This window comes from Sphingobium rhizovicinum, assembly GCF_042647625.1.
GTDB classification, from domain to species: domain Bacteria; phylum Pseudomonadota; class Alphaproteobacteria; order Sphingomonadales; family Sphingomonadaceae; genus Sphingobium; species Sphingobium rhizovicinum.
The window spans coordinates 907,457-925,929 of record NZ_JBHRVU010000004.1; the positions used below are offsets into that span (position 1 = coordinate 907,457).

Sequence of the window (18,473 nt, forward strand, 5' to 3'; positions counted from 1 at the left end):
ACATTAGGGCCGGCCTGCGGCGGAAGCGGCAAGGGGCCTGCGACGAACGATTCCACAAATGCGATGGAGGGAGGCTGAACGGTGCGAGCCTGTGGCGGATACACCCGCTCAGTTGCGGTTCAGCGGCGGGCGGGCAATAGCGGCGGGATGAAGCAGGAAATGAACAGGCGGGCGCTGCTGCTGGGCGGACTGGCCGCGGGGCTGATGGCGCAAGGCGGGATGGCGATGGCCGCGCCCTTCACGTCGCGCCGGATCGCGATGAATGTGCGGGGGGCTGCCACGGGGCAGGGGCGCGACGTGCTGCTGATCCCCGGCTTGCCAGTGGTCCGGGCATCTGGAACGGGGTGATCGGCGCGGTGCAGGGATGGCGCTTCCATCTGGTCCATGTGCGCGGCTTTGCGGGACTTGCGGCGGAGGCGAACGCCAGCGGGCCGCTGCTGACGCCGATCGCTGACGAGATCGCCCGTTATGTCGCCGCCGCCGGGCTGAAACGGCCGGCGATCGTGGGGCACAGTATGGGCGGCACGCTGGCGATGTTGCTGGGCCTTAAAGGATTGGCGCGCCGGGTGATGGTGATCGACATGCTGCCGGCGGGCGCGGCGATGGTGGGCGGCACGGCCAACGGGCTGGGCTTTCTGGCTGACCAGTTGAGCGGCTACTTCACCGGCACGGCGGCCGGGCGGCGTTATCTGGCGCAGATGGTGGCGCAGGCGCCGGGGGCAAAAGGCAGCGACCCGGAGGTCATCGCCAATGCGCTGCGCGATCTGGTCAATGTCGATCTTGGCCCGCAATTGCCGCGACTGACCGCGCCGCTGGAGGTGGTTTATGCGGTGGGATCGGATGCGGAGCAGGCAGCGGCCATCACCCGCCGGTTTCGCGCCGATTATGCGCCAAGCAAGGGCGCGGTGCTCAAGGCGATCGGTCCCAGCGGCCATATGGTGATGGGCGACCAGCCGGCCCGTTTCAACGCAGCGCTGCGGGAATTTCTGACTGTTTGACACAGGTCAAACCATGGTTCGGCGAGGGGACGTAGGAAAGAGATCCCGGATGCGCTTGCAGCGCTTCCCTCCTCACCTTGAAAGGCGCGGCATTCCCTACCCCGGATGCCGCGCCATTTTTTTGGATCAGGGGGCGAGAACCGTGTCGACGGCGTCGGGCAGAGTTTCGGGATAGTCGAGCGTGTAATGGAGGCCCCGGCTTTCCTTGCGGTGGAGGGCGGAACGGACGACGAGCCGCGCGACCTCCAGCAGGTTGCGCAGTTCGATGAGGTCGGGCGTGACGCGGAAATTGCCGTAATAATCGTCCACTTCCCTGGCCAGCAGGTCGATGCGATGCTGGGCGCGCTCCAGCCGCTTGGTGGTGCGGACGATGCCGACATAGTCCCACATGAAGCGGCGGATTTCCTTCCAGTTATGCTGGACGATCACCTCTTCGTCGCTGTTGGTGACGCGGCTTTCGTCCCATGGGCGGATCGGCGGGGGCGGGGGCAGGCTGTCCCAGTTGGCGCGGATATGCTTGGCGGCGGCCTCGCCGAAGACGAAACATTCCAGCAGCGAGTTGGAGGCGAGGCGATTGGCGCCGTGCAGGCCGCTTTCGCTGACTTCGCCGGCGGCATAGAGGCCGGGCAGGTCGGTGCGGCCGTCCAGATCGATCACCACGCCGCCGCAGGTATAATGTTGCGCCGGGACAACCGGGATCGGCTCCTTCGTAATGTCTATGTCGAGGTCCAGCAGCCGCGCATAGATGGTCGGGAAGTGGTGCTTCACGAATTCCGGGTCTTTGTGGCTGATGTCGAGATGGACATAGTCAAGGCCCAGGCGCTTGATTTCATGGTCGATGGCGCGGGCGACCACATCGCGCGGAGCCAGTTCCTCGCGCGGGTCGAAGCGGGGCATGAAGCGCTCGCCGCCGCCCGGCACGCCGGGGGGAAGCTTCAAATGGCCGCCTTCGCCGCGCACAGCTTCGGTAATCAGGAAATTCTTGACCTCCAGATTGTAGAGGCAGGTCGGGTGAAACTGGTTCATTTCCATGTTCGATACGCGGCAGCCCGCGCGCCAGGCCATGGCGATGCCGTCGCCGGTCGCGCCGCGCGGGGCGGTCGAGAAGAGATAGGTGCGGCCCGCGCCGCCGGTGCAGAGGATGGTCGCGCGGCCGAGCAGGGCGTCGACGCGTTTGGTCTGCTTGTTGAAGGCGTAGACGCCCCAGACATGGCCGTCGCCCGAATAGCGCTCCCCATGGCGCGAGGTGATGAGGTCGATCGCGACCATATCCTCCATCAGGGTGATGTTGGGATTGGCGCGCGCGGCCTTGAGCAGTGCGACCTGCACCGCATGGCCGGTGGCGTCATCGACATGGACGATGCGGCGGTGCGAATGGCCGCCTTCGCGGGTCAGGTGCCAGCGTTCGCCAAATTCTTCCCCGCCGTTGAAGGGCACGCCGAGGTCGGCGAGCCGTTCGATCGCGGCGGGGGCTTCGGAAACGACGAACTCCACCGTTTCGCGATTGTTGAGGCCGGCGCCCGCGACCATCGTGTCATGGACATGCGCCTCGAAACTGTCACCTGCGTCGAGTACGGCGGCAATGCCGCCCTGCGCCCAGTTGGTCGACCCGCCATCCAGCGCGCCCTTGGCCAGCACCAGCACCTTGCGATCCTGCGCGAGGTTGATGGCGGCCGTCAGCCCCGCCGCGCCGGAACCGATTATGATGACGTCGTGGGTGGTGATGGGCATATTCTTCTCGATTATCCGGGCCTGTTCCCTATCCCGTTCGGTTCGAGCTTGTCGAGAACCCGCGCGCGACGGTTCTCGACAAGCTCGAACCGAACGGAAGTTGCTAAGCCGCCGCGGTCAGGTTGAGGAAGACATCCTCCAGATCGGGGTCGCGCGTGACCACGTCGACGATGGAAAGGCCGCTGGCCTGCACGGCGCTCAGCACCTGCCCGGCATTGGCGCGGTCCTTCATATAGGTGATGGTGAGCGTGCGTTCGCCCGACAGTTCGACCTTTTCGAAACAGGGCGCGTCAGGCGCGACCGTCACGTCGCGGTCGACCGTCACCTGCACCACCTTTTCCTGCGCCATCGCCAGCAATTCGCGGGTCGGTTTGTCGGTGATGACCTGTCCATGGTTGATGATGCCGATGCGGTCGCACAGCTCTTCGGCTTCCTCCAGATAATGGGTGGTCAGCACGATCGTCACGCCCATGGCGTTGAGTTCGCGCACATATTCCCACAATTGCTGGCGCAGTTGCACGTCGACGCCGGCGGTCGGCTCGTCCAGCACCAGGATTGGCGGGCTGTGCACCATCGCCTTGGCCACCAGCAGGCGGCGCTTCATGCCGCCTGACAGGGTGCGGGCATAGGCGTTGGCCTTGTCGTCCAGATGGACCGCGCGCAGCAACTCCATCGACCGCCGCTTGCCCTTGGGCACACCATAGAAGCCGGCCTGATTTTCCAGCGTTTCGAACGGGGTGAAGAAGGGGTCGAAGACGATTTCCTGCGGGACGATGCCGATCGAGTTCTTCGCGTTGCGCGGGTGCGCGTCGATGTCGAAGCCCCAGATGCTGACATCGCCGGCCGTCTTGTTCACCATGCCGGCCAGAATGTTGATCGTGGTCGATTTGCCCGCGCCATTGGGGCCGAGCAGCCCGTAAATCTGGCCGCGCGGGATGGTAAGGTTGATCCCGTCGAGCGCGCGCTTGCCGCCCTTATAGACTTTGGTGAGGTTGCGGATCTCGATGGCGGGGGCGTGGCTGTCGGTCATGGCTGATCTCTATGGGGATCGAAGCGGGGGAAAGAAAGAGGGGATGACCCTGTTTCGACGTGACAGCCGAAGTTCACGATGTCGTCGGCCCGTTTCGGCCCAACGCGACGCTTTCGCGGCAGAAAGACGACAGCGACGCGACAGGAAGGCGACGGGGAGGCGACATCGGGGCGACATGCGCGCGACATCGGTGCGACAGAAAGGGAACGGAATAGGGACGGACGGTCATTGGGGGTGGCGCGGATTTGGCTGGCGGAGCGCCGGTGGCGCGAAGGGATCGGCCAGTTGCGCGGCGTGCAGCGCCATCGCACGGGTCCAGGCGCGATCGAAGCTTGTACCGGGCAGGCGTTCGCGCAGTCGATAGGCGCTGGAGCGGGACATGCCCGCCGCCTGCGCGGCTCGGCCGACGCTGCCATATTCGAGCAGGGCGGCGAGGAAGAGTCGCTGTCTGGCGGGCGTCCAGCGGGCGTGGCGGTTTGCAGGATGGGGCGGATTGGGGAGGGGGTGCTGTTCCATCTGCAAGGATGGATCAGAAAAGGCGCGTGTAGGACAGCGGAGGTGACGGACCGCGATCGGAAGCAGCCTTATCTTCTCGCCTCCCGTTCCAGGGGGAGCGGGGCAGCGCCGTCCTTGACAGGTCGCTGGCTCGCTTCGCTCGCACTCGCCCCAATCCCTTCCTTGAAAGGGAGGGGCTTATGCGAGGAAGCCGCCTTGTTGTTCGCTACACCTTCAAAACTGGTCGGCGGTATCCATGAGGCCGAGCAGCTTTTTCGGCGCGATCTGGCGCCAGCTGGCGCGGAGGCGGTCGGCGATATGATCCCAGTCGGTATCGCCCAGGTCGAGGCGGATGCCGACCCAGTCGGTGCCGAAATAGGCGGGGCGGTAATAGCGTTCCGGGTCCGCTTCCATCAGCGTTGCCTGTTCTTCTGGCGCGGTGGTCTTCACCAGCACGGCGATGATGCCGTCGCCATGATGGTCGCGGGTGAAATAGGCGAATTTCCTGCCCTTCACGATGCCGAAACAGGGCATGCCGTGCGAGACGATCTCGTCCGCCTGCGGCAGGGCGAGCGCGGCTTCGCGCACCTTGTTCAGCAGCCAGTCGGGCTGGCGCTCGCGGGTGACGAAGCTGGCGAGGGTGCGGGAATAAAGCTGATGCTCGGCGATCAAGATGCGGGCGGCGAGGCTGTCTTCGGTGTCGCCGGGCAGGATCGCGACGGGCGTCTGGCCCAGCACCGGGCCGTCGTCCAGCTGCGCGGTGACGATATGCACCGAGCAGCCGGCATGGCTGTCGCCCGCGTCGATCGCGCGCTGATGGGTGTCGAGGCCCTTATATTTGGGCAGCAGGCTGGGGTGGATGTTGAGCATCCGATTTTCCCAGCCGGACACGAATTCGGGCGAGAGCAGGCGCATATAGCCGGCGAGCGCGACATAATGCGCGCCGGCTTCGCGGAGTTGCGCGTCGATGATGCGGTCGAATTCGGCGCGCTTGAGGCCTTTGTGACTCTGGCCGAAGGTCGGGATGCCCTCGGCGGCGGCGAGGGCGAGGCCGGGCGCGTCGGGATCGTTGGCGGCGACCAGCACGATCTCATAGGGGCAGTCGTCGGCCTTGGCCGCATAGAGCAGCGCCGCCATGTTCGAGCCACGGCCGGAAATCAGGACGCCGACTTTTGCTTTGGCCATTTGAAAACTCCGTTCGGGCTGAGCCTGTCGAAGCCCTGCTCTTTCCATAAAGAGAAGTACGGCCCTTCGACAGGCTCAGGGCGAACGGAAAATTCTGATTGCCTAACCCAGATGCGTGGCGGACCAGTCGGCCTTGGCGCTCCAGGTCTCTGCGCTGCCCTTGACGGTGCAGCCCTTTTCGCCTTCTTCCACCGCGCCGATGCGGAACACGGTTTCGCCCGCATCCTCCAGCGCCTTGGTGACGGCGGCGACATGGGTTTCATCCACGGCCAGCACCATGCCGACGCCGCAGTTGAAGGTGCGCGCCATTTCCTGCGGCTCGATATTGCCCTGCGCCTGGAGGAAGGCCATCAGGCGCGGCTGGGGCCAGGCGTCGGCGTCGACCGTGGCGTGCGCGCCGTCGGGCAGGACGCGGGGGATATTTTCCAGCAGACCGCCGCCGGTGATGTGGGCAAGGGCATTGATCATGCCGGCGCGGACCAGCGGCAGCAGGCTCTTCACGTAGATTTTCGTGGGGGCCATCAGCGCGTCGATCAGCAGCACTTCATTGTCGAAGATCGCCGGGCGGTCGAGCTTCCAGCCCTTGTCGGCGGCGAGGCGACGGACCAGCGAGAAGCCGTTCGAATGCACGCCCGAAGAAGCGAGGCCGATCAGCACGTCGCCGGCCTTCACCCGATTGCCGGTCAGCGCCTTGGACCGCTCCACCGCGCCGACGCAGAAGCCGGCAAGGTCATAGTCGCCATCGCTATACATGCCCGGCATTTCGGCGGTTTCGCCGCCGATCAGCGCGCAGCCGGCGATGCGGCAACCTTCGGCGATGCCGGCGATGACCCGTTCGGCCACGCCCGACTCCAGCTTGCCGGTGGCGTAATAGTCGAGGAAGAAGAGCGGTTCGGCGCCCTGCACGATCAGGTCGTTGGCGCACATGGCGACGAGATCGATGCCCACGCCGTCATGACGATCATGGTCGATAGCCAGCTTCAGCTTGGTGCCGACACCATCATTGGCGGCGACCAGCAACGGGTCGTCATAGCCAGCGGCCTTGAGGTCGAAAAAGCCGCCAAAACCGCCCAGTTCGGCGTCGGCGCCGGGGCGGCGGGTGGCCTTGGCCAGGGGCGCAATGGCACGGACAAGGGCGTTGCCGGCGGCGATGTCGACGCCAGCCTTGGCGTAGCTGTAGGATTCGTTGTCGCTCATGAGGCTGCGCTCTACGGTCGAAACGGTCGAATGTCGAGTTTCGCGCCGCCCTAACCCACATCTCCGTTCGCCCTGAGCCTGTCGAAGGGCTGTTCTTCCTTATCCGGCTTCATTCAGGGGCGGGGCTTCGACAGGCTCAGCCCGAACGCAGAAAGGCGCGCGCCGGGCGCACCTATTGCCAACACCGATTTCTTAGCTGGGGATAAGTCGCGCCTTGACGCTTGGCATCACGGGCAATTGCCGCCAAAAGGGCGCCCGTGAGCCTGAGCCAGACCCTTTCCCGCCCCGCAGCCGTCCTGCGCCAGTTCTCGCGGCTGCTCTCGCGGCCCGTCCAGATCCTTATCGCCATTGCGCTGGGCCTCGCGGCTGCGGCGCTGTTCGCGCAGATGGAGGGGGAGCGCGGCGTGCCGCCGATCGCCAGCGGCGGCGATTTCGAGGTGCGCGGGGTCAAGGTCGACGTCTATGCCAAGGATGCCGACAGCGCCCGCTATGCCGGCTGGCGCATGGCGCAGCGGCAGGCGTGGCGGATGCTGTGGCAGCGGACGCATGGCGGCGGCGGCGCGCCGGCCCTGTCCGATTCGCAGCTGGAGGCGATGATTTCCGGCATCGAGGTCGAATATGAGCAAAATGGTCCCAATCGCTATGTCGCGACGCTGGGCATATTGTTCGACCGCGCGCGGACGGGCCAGTTGCTGGGCGTATCGGGCAATGTGATGCGGTCGCCGCCCTTGCTGGTGATTCCGGTGATGTGGGATGGCGGTTCAGCCGTATCCTATGAGCGGATCAACGAGTGGCAGAAGGCGTGGGCGCGTTACCGCACCGGGGACAGCGCGATCGACTATGTGCGCGTGGCCGGATCGATCGCCGATCCGATCCTGTTGAATGCCGGCCAGACCGGGCGGCGCGGTCGTCTGTGGTGGCGCGTGCTGCTCGATCAATATGGCGCGGCCGATGTGGTGATCCCGATTGCGCGGCTGGACCGCGCCTATCCGGGCGGTCCCGTGACCGGCACCTTCACCGCGCGCTATGGCCCGGACAATGCGCTGATCGGCAGCGTGACGCTGCGTGCGTCCAACGACAGCGGCATCGCCCAGATGATGGACGAAGGCGCACGGCGGATCGATGAACTTTATATCCGCGCGCTCAATGATGGTCGCCTGCGGCCCGACCCGTCGCTGATCATCGAGGAGCCGGTCGATCCCGACGCGCTGGCGATCGAGAATGCGGTCGATGCGCCGATCGAGGCGATCGATGCGCCGACCGCCCCGGCGGCGGGCGTCACCAGCTTCGCGATCCAGTTCGATACGCCCGACGTCGGATCGGTGGGCGCGGGCGAATCGACGCTGCGGTCCATTCCGGGCGTGCGGTCGGCCCTGACGAGCAGCCTGGCGCTGGGCGGCACATCGGTCATGCAGGTCAGCTTCGACGGCACGGCGGACATGCTGCGCGCCGGATTGCAGGCGCGGGGTTATCAGGTGGCGGTATCCGGCGCCACGCTGCGGATCACGCGGCGACAGGCGACCCCGCCGTCGCAATGAGCCAGATCAGCCTGCCCTTCGACTGGCATGGCGGCGCGGGCGCGGGCGATTTCCTGGTCAGCGACGCCAACCGTCTTGCCGTCGCGCATCTGGAGCGCTGGCGCGACTGGCCGCTGTCGGTGAGCGTGCTGACCGGGCCGCCGCTGTCGGGCCGGTCGACGCTGGCCGGCCATTTCGCGCAGATGAGTGGCGGCGAGATCATCGACGATGCGCAGGGCAGCGACGAGCATCGCCTGTTTCATGCCTGGAATGACGCGCAGACGAGCCGCCGCCCGCTGCTGATGATCGGCCGCACCGCGCCGGCCAGCTGGACCGTGGCGCTGCCCGACCTGCGATCGCGTCTGACGGCCGCGCCCCATGTCGCGATCGAGGAGCCGGACGAAGCGCTGGCGCGCGCGCTGATCTGCCGCGCCTTCGACCTGGCGGGCGCCCATTATGCGCCCGATGTGCCCGACTGGCTGCTGCGCCGGGTGGAGCATCGTTATGGGGCGATTGCGGAGGTGACGCGGCTGCTGGATGTGGCGGCGCTGTCATCGGGTCGTAAGATTTCGGTCGCAATGGCGAAAGAGACCCTGCAATCCGCAGGATTTTTGCCTATAGTCCCGCCCGATCCATCCACCGACCAGCGCGAGTAATCCGTGGCCGAAGCCGATCCCATCGCCATCCTGGCCCCCGCCAGCGACCGCTATTTCAACCGCGAACTGTCCTGGCTGGCGTTCAACCAGCGGGTGCTGGAAGAGGCGATGAACCGCGCCCATCCGCTGCTGGAGCGGTTGCGCTTCCTGTCGATTTCCGGCGCGAACCTGGACGAATTCTTCTCCGTCCGAGTGGCGGGGCTGAAAGGGCAGCAGTTGCAGGATGTCGACCTGCGCTCCGCCGACGGACTGACCCCGGCGCAGCAGCTGGGCGCGATCACCGACACCACCGCCGCACTGATGCGCGCGCAGCAGAAGGTGTGGGGCGCGCTGCACGGTGAACTGACGCAGGTGGGCATCGAAGTGATCGGGCCGGCGGCGGAGATGGACTATCCCTGCGCCAACTGGCTGCGCGACCATTTCCTGACGCAGATTTTCCCGATCCTGACGCCGCAGGCGCTTGATCCCGCGCATCCCTTCCCCTTCATCCCCAATCAGGGGCTGTCGATCGTCTTCGATCTGGAGCGATTGTCCGACAAGCAGCCGATCCGCGAACTGGTGATGTTGCCGTCGTCGCTGCCCCGGTTCGTGCGGATACCCGGCGAGCCGATGCGCTATATGGCGCTGGAGGCGGTGATCCGGCGTTTTTCGGCCGACCTGTTTCCCGGATACCGGGTGCGCAACAGCGGCGTGTTCCGCATCATCCGCGACAGCGACATCGAAATCGAGGAAGAGGCGGAGGATCTGGTCCGTTACTTCCGCAGCGCCATCAAGCGCCGCCGGCGCGGCCGCGTGATCCGCATGGAGATTGAAGAGCGCATCCCCGAGCCGGTCGAGGAGATGTTGCAGGACATGCTGCAGGGCCATGAGGCGATCGTGGTCGAGGTGGAGGGCTTCATCGGCATTGGCGACCTGTCCGGCATTGTCGACGCGGACCGACCCGACCTGAAGTTCGAACCCTATGTTCCCCGCTTCCCCGAGCGTATCCGCGAATATGGCGGCGACTGTTTCGCGGCGATCCGGGCCAAGGACATTGTCGTCCATCATCCCTATGAGGCGTTCGACGTCGTCATATCCTTCCTGAAGCAGGCGGCGTCGGACCCCGATGTCGTGGCGATCAAGCAGACCCTCTATCGCGCGGGCAAGCAATCGGCGGTGATCCGTGCGCTGATCGACGCGGCGGAAGCCGGCAAGTCGGTTACGGCGGTCGTGGAACTCAAGGCGCGGTTCGACGAGGAACAGAATCTGATGTGGGCCGACGCGCTGGAGCGCGCGGGCGTGCAGGTGGTCTATGGCTTCATCGACTGGAAGACCCATGCCAAGGTGTCGATGGTGGTGCGGCGCGAAGGCGACCAGTTCCGCACCTACTGCCATTTCGGCACCGGCAATTATCATCCGATCACCGCGCGCATCTATACGGACCTGAGCTTCTTCACCGCCGATCCGTCTTATGGTCGCGATGCCGCCGCGCTGTTCAATTACATCACCGGCTATGTCGAACCGCAGAGGCTGGAAAAGCTGGTCATGTCGCCCCGCAACCTGCGCGATACGCTGTGCGCCTGCATCGACGCGGAAATAGAGCATGTCCGCGCCGGTCGTCCGGGAACCATCTGGGCCAAGATGAATAGTCTGGTCGACCCGGCGATCATCGAGAAACTCTATGCGGCCAGCAATGCAGGCGTTCAGATCGACCTTATCATTCGCGGCATTTGCTGCCTGCGGCCCGGCGTGCCGGGCATGTCGGAAAATATCCGCGTGAAATCGGTCGTCGGCCGGTTCCTGGAGCATAGCCGCATCGCGGTGTTCGGCAATGGCAAGGCGCTGCCCAATAATGGCGCGAAAGTCTATATCAGCTCGGCCGACTGGATGCCGCGCAACTTCGACCGGCGGGTCGAATATCTGGCCCCGGTGGAAAATGAGACGGTGCATGACCAGATTCTCGATCAGGTGATGGTCGCCAATCTGATCGATACCGAACAAAGCTGGTCGCTGGACAGCGACGGCCTGTACACGCGGCTGGAGCCGGGCGATAAGCCGTTCAACCTGCATCGTTATTTCATGACCAACCCGTCGCTGTCCGGGCGCGGTGCGGCCTTCGACAATGAAGCGGTGCCCACGCTGCGCCTGCGCGGAAAGGTCTGACCGGCGATGAATTCGATGTTGAGCCGCGTTCGTGCCGTCGCCGAAACCATGGCGACGTCGCCCGAACCGGCCCATGCGCGCACCGCGATCATCGACATCGGGTCCAACAGCGTGCGCCTGGTGGTGTATGACGGGCCGCGCCGCATCCCCTTCATCCTGTTCAATGAAAAGGTGATGGCGGGGTTGGGCGCGTCACTGGCGAAAACCGGGGCGATCGAGCCGGAAGCCATGGAGCGCGGGCTGCGCGCGGTCGGGCGCTTTGCGCATCTGTGCCGGGCGATGAAGGTGACGGACATTCGCTGCGTCGCGACCGCAGCGGTGCGGGACGCCACCAATGGCGCGGATTTCATCGCCCGCGCGAAAGAGATGGGCCTGACGGTCGAGCTGCTGTCGGGCGCGCAGGAAGCAATCGGCGCGGCGATGGGCGTGCTGTCGGGCATTCCCAAAGCGGACGGCATCGTCGGCGATCTGGGCGGCGGCAGCCTGGAACTGGCGCGCATCCGCAACGGCCGGGTCGAACAGACGATTTCGCTGCCGCTGGGCGTGCTGCGCCTGCCGCAGATCCGGGCCAAGGGGCCGCGCGCGCTGGAGCGCACCGTCACGCAGATGCTGGAAAAGGCGGGATGGAAGCCGGAACCGGGCCTGCCCTTCTATCTGGTGGGCGGATCATGGCGCGCGCTGGCGCGGTTCGACATGCAGTTGACCAGCTTTCCGCTGCCGGTGGTGCATCAATATGAGATGAGCGCGGCGCGCGCCGAGCAGTTGGCCCGGATCGTGTCGCATGTCGATCGCGCCCGGCTGAAACAGGTGCCGGCCATGACCGGATCGCGCGTGCCCACCATGCCCGATGCAACCGCCTTGCTGTCAGTGGTGGTGCGCAAGCTCAAATCGACGCGGCTGATCGTATCAGCCTATGGCCTGCGAGAAGGCTTGTTGTTCGAAGCGCTGCCCGACGATATTCGCGCGCATGATCCGCTGCTGGTCGCGGCCGAAGCGGAAGGGGAGGCGCAGGCCCGCTTCCGCGGTCATGGCGATCGCATCGACCGCTGGATCGCGCCGCTTTTCCCCGACGATGACGCCGCCAGCCGCCGCATCCGCCGCGCCGCCTGTCTGCTGGCCGATGTCAGCTGGCGCGCAAACCCCGATTTCCGGGCCGAACGCGGCGTGGAGATTGCGCTCCACAGCAATTGGGTGGGCATTACCGCGACCGAGCGGGCGATGCTGGGGCAGGCGTTGCATACCCATTTTGGCGGCGGGCTGACCGCGCCGCTGGGGCTGGACCGGCTGGCGAAGCCCGACGAACTGCGCCGGGCGGTGTTGTGGGGGCTGGCGATCCGGCTGGCCCAGCGCCTGTCGGGCGGGGTCGAGGCGCCGCTGGCCATATCCTCGCTCAGCCATCGCGGCGATCGCATCGACCTGCATATGCGGGGGGAAGATGCCGATTTGTATGGCGAGGCGGTGGAGCGTCGGCTGCGCAATCTGGCGCAGGCCATGGGCGTCAAATATCAGCTGATGGGCGATCAGGGATAGCCAAGGCCGCGGGCTTCGTTGTTCGTATCTTTCCCCGGCGCGTAATGTTCGGTAAGGGCGGTCGATGACTTCCGCGCCCACGCCCATCAGCCGCTCGCTCTTCATCTTTTCCATCCTCTATGGCGGCATGGTCTGCATGGCGGGCGTGCTGGGCGTGAAGCAGGTGGCGCTGGGTCCATTGGCGGTGGAGGCGGGCATCTTCGCCTTCCTGTTGCTGGTCGTGTTGTCGAGCGCGGTGTCGGAACTGCATGGCGAGAAGGTGGCGACCGGGCTGGTGCGGCTGGGCTTTGTGCCGCTGCTGGTGTCGGCCGCGCTGATCCATATCGTCATCGCGCTGCCGCATGATCCGGGCATGTATCCGCCGGCGGTGGACGCTTTCCCGATCGTGGTGGGTCAGGGATCGCGCATGATGCTGGCGGGGCTGATATCCTATGGCACGTCGCAGACGCTGAACGTCTTCATCTTTTCCAAACTGTCGCGGGGCGAGGGCAAGCTGGTCTGGCTGCGCGGGATGATCGCCAGCGTGGTGTCGCAGATTGTCGACACATTGCTGTTCATCACCATATCTTTCCTTGGCGAACGGCCGATTTTGGACCTGATGATCGGGCAGATGATTACCAAGGTGATCCTGTCGATCATCCTGGTGCCGCCGTTGATTGCGCTGGCGGTATCCTTGGGACGGCGATTCGACCGCTAAAACTTGCCCAGGCGCGCCTTTAGTCTTATGCGCGCGCGCATGAACAGCAAGCACGCCCCCGATCCCGCGCTCCTCGCGAAGGCCGAAACCCTTGTCGAGGCGCTGCCCTATATGCAGCGATATGCCGGCAAGACCTTCGTCGTGAAATATGGCGGCCATGCCATGGGCGACCCGGAAGCGGCGCGCGATTTCGCCGAAGATGTCGTGCTGATGAAGGCGGTAGGCATCAATGTCGTCGTCGTCCATGGCGGCGGGCCGCAGATCGGCGCGATGCTCAAGAAGCTGGGCGTCGAATCGCAGTTTGTCGGCGGTCTGCGCGTGACCGACGCGGAAACCGCCAAGATCGCCGAAATGGTGCTGGCCGGATCGATCAACAAGGAAATCGTCGGCTGGATCGCCGGCGCGGGCGGCCGCGCGGTCGGCATTTCGGGCAAGGATGGCGGCCTGGTCCTGTGCGAAAAGGTGCTGGGCAAGCGCGAGGCGGACCCCAATTCGGGGATCGAGCGCAATGTCGATCTGGGCTTCGTTGGCGATCCGGTGTCGGTTGATCGCTCCATCCTCGATACGCTGGCGAACAACGGCATCATCCCGGTCATCGCGCCGGTCGGCATCGGCACCGATGGCCATACCTATAATGTCAATGCCGACACCATGGCCGGCGCGATTGCCGCCGAACTGAAGGCGTCGCGCTTCTTCCTGCTGACCGATGTGGCCGGCGTGCTGGACAAGCAGGGCCAGTTGCTGACCGATCTGGACCCTGACGCCATCCATGGGCTGGAGGCCGACGGCACGATCAGCGGCGGGATGATCCCCAAGCTGGAAACCTGCGTCCGCGCGGTCGAGGGCGGGGTGGACGCCGCCGTCATCCTGGACGGCCGGGTGCCGCATGCGATGCTGCTGGAAATCTTCACCGATCGCGGCGCCGGTACGCTGGTGCGGAAATAAGCCCGCTTGAATAGCCCTGATACGCAAAATGAAGGAGCGCGCATGTCGCTGACCAGTCTGCTCGTGCCGACCTATGTGCAAATGCTAGGCACGCTGTCGCGCTGGCTGGACAAGGCGCAGGGGCAATTGCCGGCGGCGGATGCGGAAGCGCTGTTGTCGGCCCGGCTGGCGCCCGACATGTTTCCGCTGTCGACCCAGATTCGCTTTGCCTGCGTTCAGGCGCGCGAGGCCATGTGCCGGTTGCAGGGCGAAGCCTTTCCCGCGTCGCTGGAGGTGCTGCTGAACGAAGGGCGCAATGCCGGCGATCAGCCCGGTTCGATGCAGGATGCCAGAGCGCGGATCGCGGAAACCATTGCCCTGCTGGAGGCGCTGAAGCCCGGCGCGCTCGACATGCCGGCCGATGCGCCGGTCGCGCATAGCCTGCCCAACGGCATCATTCTGGACCTGACGGCGGAGCAATATGCGCGCGACTGGACGCTGGGGCAGTTTTATTTTCATGTGATGACCGCCTACGCCATCTTGCGGGCGCAGGGCGTGGAGCTGGGCAAGGCGGATTATGTCGCGCACCTGTTCCCCCATATTCGTCCGGGAACGCTGCCCGCCGGCTGAACGGGGGCGGGGCATGGGATGCCCCCGGTCGATTATGTCCGCCGTTGGTGGAATTTACCCCGCTCCCTGCTTGTGGCGGGGTGGTCCCCTCGGCTAGAGCGGCCGCATTATCGACGGAGACTTCATGGTTCAGATCGCGCAAATCCTCATGATCCTGTTGACGGTGCTTCGTTGGATCATCGTCATCCAGATCGTCATGAGCTGGCTGATCGCGTTCAACGTGGTCAACACCGGCAATGAACTGGTGCGCAATGTGATGTATGCGCTCGACCGGATCACTGACCCCATCTATCGCCCCATTCGCCGGGTGATGCCCGATCTGGGCGCGCTCGATCTGTCGCCGATGGTCGTCCTGCTGGGCATCGTCATCATCCAGCAGGTGTTGCTGCCGCCGCTCATGTTCGGGTGAGCATGTGGACGCAGGCCGGTGACGACCTGCTGCTGAGCGTCCGGTTGACGCCGGGATCGGCGAAGGAAGAGATAGGCGGCGGCTGGACCGATGCGCATGGCGCGCAGTGGCTGGCCGCCCGCGTGCGGGCCGTGCCGGAAAAGGGCCGGGCCAATGCGGCGCTGATCGCTTTGTTGTCGAAGCGGCTGGATTGGCCCAAGGGCGCGATTTTGCTGGAATCAGGCGACACCAACCGGCTAAAGCGGTTGCGTATTATCGGCGGTGGCGATGCTCTGGCGCGCCTGACCGCCCTCATCGAACATTGGGTAGACAAGACATGACCATCGGCAAGCTTATCGACGGCAAGGCGTTTGCGGCGGGGCTGCGCGACAAGGTGGCGGCTGGCGTCGCCGGCTTCGTGGAACAGGCCGGGCGCAAGCCGGGTCTGGCCGTGGTGCTGGTGGGCGAAGATCCGGCGAGCAGCGTCTATGTCCGTTCCAAGGGCAAGATGACCGTCGCGGTCGGCATGGAAAGCTTCGAATTCAAGCGGCCCGACAGCATTGGCGAGGATGATCTGCTGGACCTGATCGAGGAGCTGAACCAGGACGATCGGATCGACGGCATCCTGGTCCAGCTGCCGTTGCCCAAGCATATCGACGAAGCCGCCGTGATCGCCGCGATCGATCCGTCCAAGGATGTGGACGGGTTCCATGTCGTCAATGCCGGCCGCCTTGCCACGGGACAGGAGGCGCTGGTGCCCTGTACGCCGATGGGCTGCATCATGCTGCTGAAGGATGAGCTGGGCGACCTGTCGGGCCTTGAGGCGGTGGTCGTGGGCCGGTCCAACATCGTGGGCAAGCCGATGGCGCAGCTGTTGCTGGCGGAAAACGCCACGGTGACGATCGCGCACAGCCGCACCCATGATCTGGCCAGCGTCGTCCACCGCGCCGACATCGTTGTCGCCGCCGTGGGCCGCGCCGAAATGGTCAAGGGCGAATGGATCAAACCGGGCGCGACGGTGATCGACGTCGGCATCAACCGCGTCGCCGATACCGAGGAAGAGGGCAAGAGCCGGATCGTCGGCGACGTCGCCACCGCCGAAGCGCTGGCCCATGTCCGCGCCATTACCCCGGTGCCGGGCGGCGTGGGGCCGATGACGATCGCGGTGTTGCTGCGCAATAGTTTGGTCGCCGCCCATGCCCGCGCGGGGCTGGCGAAGCCTGAGGGCCTGTGAAGGCGCGGCTGGCCCTGCTGGCTGCGGCGGCGATCCTGCTGGTCGCCGCCAAGCCGCCGATGCGTTTCCAGCCCGATCCCAGCAGCGTGATCGCGGCGGAAATCGCCTTCAACCGGCTGGCGCAGGAAAAGGGGCAATGGACCGCCTTTCGCGAAACCGCCGCCGATGACGCGGTGATGTTCGTGCCGCAAAAGGTGCTGGCGCAGGACTGGCTGCGCAAGCAGGCCGATCCGCCCGCGTCGGTCAGCTGGTCGCCGTCGATCGTCTATGTTTCCTGCGACGGCAATCTGGCCGCCAGCACCGGCAACTGGAAACGGCCGGACGGATCGGTCGGCTATTTCACGACGATCTGGCGGCGCGACAAGAAGGGGCGCTGGCGCTGGATCATGGACCATGGCGACGCGCTGGCCACGGCGCGGGAAGCGCCCGAATTTCTGACCGGCAAGGTCGCGACCTGCAAGCGGGGGGCGCGGCCTGACAGCCCGCCGGCGCCGGGTGGCAAGCCGGGGAAGGGCGATGCGCCGCCGCCTGACGAAAGTCTGGTGTGGCGCGCCGATGTTGCCGCCGACAATAGCCGCCGTGTCACCGTGAAGATGTGGATCGGCGAAACCTATGAAACCGTGATTGATGATGAGGTGAAGGCCGGATCATGACAGCCCTGTTCCTCTCCGCCTTCATCACCCTGTTCGTGGTGATCGACCCGCCGGGCTGCGCGCCTATCTATGCCAGCCTGACCGCGGGCGCGAGCCAGGCGCAGCGCCGGGCGATGGCGATCCGCGCGGTGGGCATTGCCGCCGCGATCCTGCTGGTCTTTGCCCTGTGGGGCAAACAGTTGCTGGGCGTGCTGGGCATTGCGCTCGACAGTTTCCGCATCGCCGGCGGCATCATGCTGTTCATGATCGCAATGGACATGGTGTTCGAAAAGCGGACCCAGCGGCGCGAGGACCGGGCGAACAAGATCAGCACCGAAGAACCGCATGTCGAGGATGTGTCGGTTTTCCCCATGGCGATGCCGATGATCGCCGGGCCGGGATCAATCGCCACGGTCATGCTGCTGATGTCGCGCGCCAATGGCATGGCGGAGCGCGGCGTGGTGCTGGGCGCGGTGGTGGTGACGCTGGCGCTGATGCTGGGATCGCTGCTGGCGGCCGGGCCGCTGATGGCGCTGTTGGGGCGCAAGATCGAGGCGGTCATCACCCGCCTGCTGGGCGTGCTGCTGGCCGCGCTGGCCGCGCAGTTCGTGATCGACGGGATCAAGGCGAGCTTCTAAAGTCATCTGATCCGTTCGTTTCGAGCGGAGTCGAGAAACGCTCGCGCGGCTCTATCGGCTTCTCGACTTCGCTCGAAGCGAACGGAAGATGGGTGGAGCACGATGCTCAAAAGGCAGAGCCTATCCGGAATCGCTTCCCGGACAGGCCCTGACCTTCACATTTAACCCCGGACGTCGCCTTCGGTGACTGGCGCGATCTTGATTTCGACGCGACGGTTGGCGGCCTTGCCTTCTTCGGTCGCATTGGAGGCGATCGGCTGGCTTTCGCCATAGCCGCGCGTGGCGAGGCGGGCCGACTGCACGCCCTTGCCCACCAGATAATCGGCGACCGACTGGGCGCGGCGTTCGGACAAAGTCTGGTTATAGGCGTCCGACCCGTCGCTGTCGGTGTGGCCCAGAACGTCGATGTAGGTTTTGGGATATTGCGCCAGAACCGATGCGACTTCGTTCAAGGTTGGCTGGAACTGGGGCTGCACGTCCGCCTTGTTATAGGCGAAGGTGATGCCGGAGGGCATGCGCAGCAGCAGATTGTCGCCATCGCGAATCACGTCGACGCCGGTGCCGGCGGTCTGTTCGCGCAGCTTGCGTTCCTGCGCGTCCATATAGGCGCCGATGCCCGCGCCCGCGACTGCGCCGATCCCTGCGCCCAGTATCTTTTCGGTGCGGTCGCGCCGGCCGCCGACCAGATCGCCCAGCAGATAGCCGCCCAGTGCGCCGCCGATGCCGCCGATCGCAGCCTTGGAAATGCTGCGCTGTCCGGTCTGCGGATCGGTGGTGCAGGCGGTGGTGGCCAGCATGGCGGCCAGTCCTGCGGCGCCGATGATGCGATTGGAAATCCTCATTGTCCTG

18 protein-coding genes and 1 pseudogene are annotated in these 18,473 nt (G+C 65.4%); 13 read left to right on the forward strand and 6 right to left on the reverse strand.

What is annotated here, in order from left to right:
* The first annotated feature begins 147 nt into the window (after nt 1-147).
* A pseudogene (locus ACFOKF_RS05815) lies at nt 148-998 on the forward strand (alpha/beta fold hydrolase).
* A gap of 126 nt (nt 999-1,124) precedes the next feature.
* Here the strand turns inward: ACFOKF_RS05815 and nadB are convergent.
* The 5 genes from nadB to purM form a co-directional block, all read right to left on the reverse strand.
* Entirely contained in the window at nt 1,125-2,729 is a 1,605-nt protein-coding gene (gene nadB / locus ACFOKF_RS05820; protein ID WP_380793931.1) for an L-aspartate oxidase, read from the reverse strand.
* 103 nt (nt 2,730-2,832) lie between these two features.
* A complete protein-coding gene (locus ACFOKF_RS05825; protein WP_380793932.1) occupies nt 2,833-3,759 on the reverse strand; it encodes an ABC transporter ATP-binding protein in 927 nt (308 codons plus the stop codon).
* A 225-nt stretch (nt 3,760-3,984) separates the two neighbouring features.
* Nucleotides 3,985-4,275 carry a LysR family transcriptional regulator gene (locus ACFOKF_RS05830; protein WP_380793934.1) on the reverse strand — a complete coding sequence of 97 codons (291 nt, stop codon included), beginning with the start codon at nt 4,273-4,275 and terminating at the stop codon, nt 3,985-3,987.
* 213 nt (nt 4,276-4,488) lie between these two features.
* Nucleotides 4,489-5,439 (reverse strand): phosphoribosylglycinamide formyltransferase, encoded by a 951-nt coding sequence (gene purN / locus ACFOKF_RS05835; RefSeq protein ID WP_380793935.1) that lies wholly within the window; start codon nt 5,437-5,439, stop codon nt 4,489-4,491.
* A gap of 102 nt (nt 5,440-5,541) precedes the next feature.
* Entirely contained in the window at nt 5,542-6,636 is a 1,095-nt protein-coding gene (gene purM / locus ACFOKF_RS05840) for a phosphoribosylformylglycinamidine cyclo-ligase (protein ID WP_380793936.1), read from the reverse strand.
* Between the two features lie 257 nt (nt 6,637-6,893).
* On the opposite strand from purM, the gene ACFOKF_RS05845 reads away from it, so the two are divergent.
* The 12 genes from ACFOKF_RS05845 to ACFOKF_RS05900 all read left to right on the forward strand — a co-directional run bounded on the left by ACFOKF_RS05845 (nt 6,894) and on the right by ACFOKF_RS05900 (nt 17,624).
* Nucleotides 6,894-8,174 (forward strand): heavy-metal-associated domain-containing protein, encoded by a 1,281-nt coding sequence (locus ACFOKF_RS05845; protein WP_380793937.1) that lies wholly within the window; start codon nt 6,894-6,896, stop codon nt 8,172-8,174.
* Nucleotides 8,171-8,809: a chromosomal replication initiator DnaA gene (locus tag ACFOKF_RS05850; RefSeq protein ID WP_380793939.1), complete on the forward strand. Its 639-nt coding sequence runs from the start codon at nt 8,171-8,173 to the stop codon at nt 8,807-8,809. Before ACFOKF_RS05845 ends, ACFOKF_RS05850 begins: the two co-directional genes overlap by 4 nt.
* A gap of 3 nt (nt 8,810-8,812) precedes the next feature.
* A complete protein-coding gene (locus ACFOKF_RS05855; protein ID WP_380793940.1) occupies nt 8,813-10,951 on the forward strand; it encodes an RNA degradosome polyphosphate kinase in 2,139 nt (712 codons plus the stop codon).
* 6 nt (nt 10,952-10,957) lie between these two features.
* Entirely contained in the window at nt 10,958-12,481 is a 1,524-nt protein-coding gene (locus tag ACFOKF_RS05860; protein ID WP_380793941.1) for a Ppx/GppA phosphatase family protein, read from the forward strand.
* A gap of 64 nt (nt 12,482-12,545) precedes the next feature.
* On the forward strand, nt 12,546-13,178 hold the full coding sequence (locus ACFOKF_RS05865) for a queuosine precursor transporter (protein WP_298394464.1): 633 nt from the start codon (nt 12,546-12,548) through the stop codon (nt 13,176-13,178).
* Between the two features lie 27 nt (nt 13,179-13,205).
* A complete protein-coding gene (argB, locus tag ACFOKF_RS05870) occupies nt 13,206-14,123 on the forward strand; it encodes an acetylglutamate kinase (RefSeq protein WP_380793943.1) in 918 nt (305 codons plus the stop codon).
* Between the two features lie 42 nt (nt 14,124-14,165).
* Nucleotides 14,166-14,732, forward strand: a complete 567-nt coding sequence (locus ACFOKF_RS05875) for a DUF1993 domain-containing protein (RefSeq protein ID WP_380793945.1) — start codon at nt 14,166-14,168, stop codon at nt 14,730-14,732.
* 124 nt (nt 14,733-14,856) lie between these two features.
* Entirely contained in the window at nt 14,857-15,141 is a 285-nt protein-coding gene (locus ACFOKF_RS05880) for a YggT family protein (RefSeq protein WP_298394473.1), read from the forward strand.
* Nucleotides 15,142-15,143: 2 nt separating this feature from the next.
* Nucleotides 15,144-15,461, forward strand: a complete 318-nt coding sequence (locus ACFOKF_RS05885; protein WP_380793947.1) for a DUF167 domain-containing protein — start codon at nt 15,144-15,146, stop codon at nt 15,459-15,461.
* Nucleotides 15,458-16,354 carry a bifunctional methylenetetrahydrofolate dehydrogenase/methenyltetrahydrofolate cyclohydrolase FolD gene (folD, locus tag ACFOKF_RS05890; protein ID WP_380793949.1) on the forward strand — a complete coding sequence of 299 codons (897 nt, stop codon included), beginning with the start codon at nt 15,458-15,460 and terminating at the stop codon, nt 16,352-16,354. Before ACFOKF_RS05885 ends, folD begins: the two co-directional genes overlap by 4 nt.
* Nucleotides 16,351-17,007, forward strand: a complete 657-nt coding sequence (locus ACFOKF_RS05895; protein WP_380793951.1) for a YybH family protein — start codon at nt 16,351-16,353, stop codon at nt 17,005-17,007. The genes folD and ACFOKF_RS05895 overlap by 4 nt, the downstream gene beginning before the upstream one ends.
* Nucleotides 17,004-17,624, forward strand: a complete 621-nt coding sequence (locus ACFOKF_RS05900; RefSeq protein WP_380793953.1) for a MarC family protein — start codon at nt 17,004-17,006, stop codon at nt 17,622-17,624. Before ACFOKF_RS05895 ends, ACFOKF_RS05900 begins: the two co-directional genes overlap by 4 nt.
* 161 nt (nt 17,625-17,785) lie before the next feature.
* Here the strand turns inward: ACFOKF_RS05900 and ACFOKF_RS05905 are convergent, their stop codons facing one another.
* Nucleotides 17,786-18,466: an OmpA family protein gene (locus tag ACFOKF_RS05905; protein WP_380793955.1), complete on the reverse strand. Its 681-nt coding sequence runs from the start codon at nt 18,464-18,466 to the stop codon at nt 17,786-17,788.
* Nucleotides 18,467-18,473 lie beyond the last annotated feature (7 nt).

Bases quoted from the DNA above. Each gene is read 5' to 3' on its own strand.
- nadB (WP_380793931.1), bottom strand. From the start codon at position 2,729: ATGCCCATCACCACCCACGACGTCATCATAATCGGTTCCGGCGCGGCG.
- ACFOKF_RS05875 (WP_380793945.1), top strand. From the start codon at position 14,166: ATGTCGCTGACCAGTCTGCTCGTGCCGACCTATGTGCAAATGCTAGGC.
- ACFOKF_RS05830 (WP_380793934.1), bottom strand. From the start codon at position 4,275: ATGGAACAGCACCCCCTCCCCAATCCGCCCCATCCTGCAAACCGCCAC.
- ACFOKF_RS05900 (WP_380793953.1), top strand. From the start codon at position 17,004: ATGACAGCCCTGTTCCTCTCCGCCTTCATCACCCTGTTCGTGGTGATC.
- argB (WP_380793943.1), top strand. From the start codon at position 13,206: ATGCGCGCGCGCATGAACAGCAAGCACGCCCCCGATCCCGCGCTCCTC.
- ACFOKF_RS05905 (WP_380793955.1), bottom strand. From the start codon at position 18,466: ATGAGGATTTCCAATCGCATCATCGGCGCCGCAGGACTGGCCGCCATG.
- ACFOKF_RS05825 (WP_380793932.1), bottom strand. From the start codon at position 3,759: ATGACCGACAGCCACGCCCCCGCCATCGAGATCCGCAACCTCACCAAA.
- ACFOKF_RS05880 (WP_298394473.1), top strand. From the start codon at position 14,857: ATGGTTCAGATCGCGCAAATCCTCATGATCCTGTTGACGGTGCTTCGT.
- folD (WP_380793949.1), top strand. From the start codon at position 15,458: ATGACCATCGGCAAGCTTATCGACGGCAAGGCGTTTGCGGCGGGGCTG.
- purN (WP_380793935.1), bottom strand. From the start codon at position 5,439: ATGGCCAAAGCAAAAGTCGGCGTCCTGATTTCCGGCCGTGGCTCGAAC.
- ACFOKF_RS05885 (WP_380793947.1), top strand. From the start codon at position 15,144: ATGTGGACGCAGGCCGGTGACGACCTGCTGCTGAGCGTCCGGTTGACG.
- ACFOKF_RS05860 (WP_380793941.1), top strand. From the start codon at position 10,958: ATGAATTCGATGTTGAGCCGCGTTCGTGCCGTCGCCGAAACCATGGCG.
- ACFOKF_RS05850 (WP_380793939.1), top strand. From the start codon at position 8,171: ATGAGCCAGATCAGCCTGCCCTTCGACTGGCATGGCGGCGCGGGCGCG.
- ACFOKF_RS05865 (WP_298394464.1), top strand. From the start codon at position 12,546: ATGACTTCCGCGCCCACGCCCATCAGCCGCTCGCTCTTCATCTTTTCC.
- purM (WP_380793936.1), bottom strand. From the start codon at position 6,636: ATGAGCGACAACGAATCCTACAGCTACGCCAAGGCTGGCGTCGACATC.